At 43.6% G+C, this 3,635-nt stretch carries 5 protein-coding genes; 3 read left to right on the plus strand and 2 right to left on the minus strand.

Annotation, left to right across the window (positions count from 1 at the left end):
• From AKL11_RS25970 to AKL11_RS13435, 3 genes are all read left to right on the plus strand, one after another.
• The coding region (locus tag AKL11_RS25970; protein WP_216636804.1) for a hypothetical protein at positions 1-204 on the plus strand (204 nt) is incomplete at its 5' end.
• An 81-nt stretch (positions 205-285) separates the two neighbouring features.
• Positions 286-801, plus strand: coding sequence for a hypothetical protein (locus AKL11_RS13430; RefSeq protein WP_067518227.1), 516 nt, complete (start codon positions 286-288; stop codon positions 799-801).
• A gap of 404 nt (positions 802-1,205) precedes the next feature.
• Positions 1,206-2,027, plus strand: a complete 822-nt coding sequence (locus tag AKL11_RS13435; protein ID WP_245673409.1) for an IS630 family transposase — start codon at positions 1,206-1,208, stop codon at positions 2,025-2,027.
• A gap of 142 nt (positions 2,028-2,169) precedes the next feature.
• Here the strand turns inward: AKL11_RS13435 and AKL11_RS13440 are convergent, their stop codons facing one another.
• Together AKL11_RS13440 and AKL11_RS13445 are read right to left on the minus strand one after the other, a co-directional pair.
• The gene (locus AKL11_RS13440; protein WP_067518230.1) at positions 2,170-2,742 is read right to left on the minus strand and encodes an IS66 family transposase; all 573 of its coding nucleotides are present in this window, start codon (positions 2,740-2,742) and stop codon (positions 2,170-2,172) included.
• Positions 2,726-3,493: a transposase gene (locus tag AKL11_RS13445; protein ID WP_157673564.1), complete on the minus strand. Its 768-nt coding sequence runs from the start codon at positions 3,491-3,493 to the stop codon at positions 2,726-2,728. Before AKL11_RS13445 ends, AKL11_RS13440 begins: the two co-directional genes overlap by 17 nt.
• Positions 3,494-3,635 lie beyond the last annotated feature (142 nt).

Genomic DNA, 3,635 nt, shown 5'->3' on the forward strand with positions numbered 1-3,635 from the left:
AACAGGGCTATCCTTGAATTTTGGAGGTGGAGACATTTGGCATCATTATATTTGGTTTTGAGGTTTATCATAACTGATTTGGCTATTCTCGGTCAGCCTCCTAGTAACTTTTCTGATTCATCGGTGCTCAATCCACAGGAAGAAAAGACATCAGCAATCGTTAAAAAAGCACAAACCGTCACTATACGTGAAGTGGGCACTTAAAAGTCTAAAGCCGACAATCTACGTGCGGAAAAGGAGAAAAGGAAAAAAATTAAATCTGCAAACGCACTATTTTCTAAAGGCATGAAGAAAAAATCTGAGAACGGCGTCAAAAAGCTACTCGATCAATACAAAGATGAACTAAGGGCTTGCGCCAGTATTTCTGAGTTTACCCAAGAAGAAACAACAAAAAACCTTGAAAATATCTGTAAACTATCTAACAGAATAGAATTATTCAAAAACAGAATAAAGCCAACTCCTGAAACCAGCCATAAAAGCAATTACGCTTATATCAGCCATGCCATTGAATCATTGGTAGAGTTTCAAAGAATGCACGATGAATCAGAATCAGATACACATGAAAGCTATTTATCAATCAATACGTTAACCAAACAATCAGCAGGGATTCAAAAATATGAATCCCAGAAACATTGCTTGGAAATGAAAGCAACAACACACCAAGATCTTATCGAAAAACAAACTCAGCAGTTAATCGATATAACAATTAAGGAAATCATAAAATCAATAACACGAATCAACTCAATCGAAAAATTAAGGCGTTCAAAATCCGCTCGCATAGCACTGGCTAAATCGGTATAAACCAAAACTCATTTGAAACATACGGTTCTAAATGAGCAGATAAATTGATCCAAAGCATGAAACGAAAAACGATTCAAGACGTATAATTACAGATCATTTTTTGCCATAACTATTCGATTCATGCTTAAAGTCCTACACGATAAATGGAATCAATCCCCAGAATGCCTCTATCAATCTGGATTATCAGAACCTCACCATAGGACGCGCGAACGCTTTATGGCCCTTTATCAAGTCTGTTGTGAGCAATCCGCTTCACAGGTGGCCTTCAGCACCAAACGCGCAACACACACCTTGTGGAAATGGATCAAAGCTTATAATGAATTCGGCCCAAAAGCTCTCCAGTATAAGCGTACAGGCGGGCACCCCCCTTTTGTCTAACCGTTACCTCAATCATCACTCAAGCCATCCACCGTTCGGCTGAAGCCGCTGCAAATGCTGAAAAGTCGTCACTCCCTCGCTGGACTCTTAAAAGGTTAGTAAACTGGTGCAAGGTGAAATGGAGCTTTACTTGCTCCCGGGAAACTATTCGCCGTGTTTTGAAAAGGAATAATATCTCCTGGAAAAAGGCGAAGAAGCTCCTGAATCGTGCCGATCCTGAAAAAAGAGCAGACTATCTGAAGCAGCTTGAGCCGTTACTTCAGCAGGCAACCAGGCAAGAAAAACTGATCGTTTATATTGACGAAGCGCACATTCATCAGGATACGGATATCGGTAGTGGGTGGTCAGCTAAAGGCGGTAGACTCTTTGTGTCTTCTTGCTCTCCAGGGCTATCCAAAGTCACGTTTTACGGGATTTATTACTACAACGAGGGCCAGGTTAGGATTTGGCCATACCCCAAAGGCAATTCACAACATACTGTGAATGTTCTGGAGCGTATTCGACAGGAGAATCTTGAACGACAAATTACTGTTATTTGGGATGGTGCGTCCTATCATCGGTCATTTGACGTCTGCGAGGCTGCAAAAAATCTAAAAATAGAGCTAGTCTGGCTACCTCCGTACAGTCCTGATTTTATGCCAGTTGAGGCTCTTTGGCGTTGGTTGAGAGAGGAGGTAACTTATCATTATTGTCATAGCACCCAAGATGAACTGGTGAAGAATGTCAAAGCCTTCTGCGTGCAGATTAACCAAAAACCAGTCGAGTTAGCCGACAGACTCCATACCAAGACGTCTCTTGACGAGGAGGAAGAGGTGCTCAGAAAACCGGTTAAGCCAAAACCAAAATAAAACCGATGGTTTCAAGTGAGTTTTGGTTTACCAACAAAACCACCATGAAAATAAAATAAAAACCAATCCTGCACTCATTCAAATACTGGATGCTATTCAACGTCATAGGACAACAGAAGATCTATCCAAAAGTAGTAATTACTCAAAAACCCGTTTTTAGCCCACACGACACCCAACGTGCAGCACGTTCTATTTCATCTGCCAACCTCGGGAATGTCCCGCTACCTGTCAGCCTATCTGTTAAATAGTGCCAGAATGAAAGCCCGTATTGTCTGCAGGTTTTCTTAAGACTTGCAAAGGTATCCAGACTCTGTCGTCCGCTCTCGCTTTTGGTGCCACCACTGATTTTACGCCGTTTGACGTGCTCCCTAATCTGACTTTCACTGAGATTGTTATGTAAAGGCAACTCCAGATGATCCAGAACCATCAGCAGCTCTTCCTCAATCACTGCTAAACCTGATAATCCTTCCTGCAGGGCTGAACAGCCGGTTTGTGTCTGGATAAGGCTCTTAAAAGCCAATCTGATTCTGGCTGCTTTTTCATCCGATGGAGATGCTTTGAACGCCTTAAGATCACGATAAATATCCCAGAACCAGGTCAAGCACCAATATTGAGCACTAACCTGATGATCGTTGACCGGAATGGCTTTCTCTAACGGCCTGGCAGCATGTACCCAGCACTGGGCATGGGCAAACACATTAAACTGTGGCACCATCACTGAATGTGACCAGATTGAATCCGTGATTCATCAGGCTACCGTAGAGCATGGCCTCAGTCGCCCTTTGTCGATTCCTTGAACCTGTCAGACCGATGTCGTCCATAAAGGCTCTCCAGGCTTTTTCGCTGAGAAAATGCACATCCTGATATTGCTTCAGTATGTTCACCCATTTCCTGGCAAATTTGTGCTCACTGAGATAGTGGATCGCGTCAGCATTCAGTACATAGGTTCGGTAGGGGCGATGCAGTAAAGTCAGGAAGTTTTCCCTGCTCTTGCTTCCGGTTGTACCAAACCAAGTGAACAGTTCATTGGTAATAACAGTGCAATAGCCATTTTGACCCTGATGTCTTGAACCAGTGTCGTCGGTTTGCAGATAACGTGAACAGCGGATACCTGTCGCCAGTAGTTCGTCTTTTTCCTGGTGGAATGGCGCGTGACCTTTCGTGATCAGGTTGCTGAGCTCTCCTGCTGAGATTGAAACACCTATATCCCAGAGAAATTCCAGCAACTGGGGCTGAGTTACACCACAGGCGAAGTACTGATGCAGTATGAATGCCTGGATTTTCGGCCCGAAATGGTGACCGTTCAAGGCTGCCGACGGAACCCCGCGAATGATGTTACCTTCGGGGGTTCGCCACTTCTCAAGCCAGTAACAGATGCTTTTGGCATGAATCTCCAGCTCTTGCACATAAAATGGCTCACGTCCCTGGCGAATAGAACCTTCCGGTATTGAACAGGGAGCAATCACAGTCTCCTCAGTGACAGGCGGTTTGTCCGGTTTAGTATTTTGTCGTTTAAACCAAAACTCATTTGAAACATACGGTTCTAAATGAGCAGATAAATTGATCCAAAGCATGAAACGAAAAACGATTCAAGACGTATAATTACAG

Origin of the sequence: Endozoicomonas ascidiicola, from assembly GCF_001646945.1 — a bacterium.
Lineage (GTDB): Bacteria > Pseudomonadota > Gammaproteobacteria > Pseudomonadales > Endozoicomonadaceae > Endozoicomonas > Endozoicomonas ascidiicola.

Excerpts from the sequence above, each read along its gene's own strand:
- AKL11_RS13430 (WP_067518227.1), top strand. The coding sequence starts at position 286 with ATGAAGAAAAAATCTGAGAACGGCGTCAAAAAGCTACTCGATCAATAC.
- AKL11_RS13440 (WP_067518230.1), bottom strand. The coding sequence starts at position 2,742 with ATGGTGCCACAGTTTAATGTGTTTGCCCATGCCCAGTGCTGGGTACAT.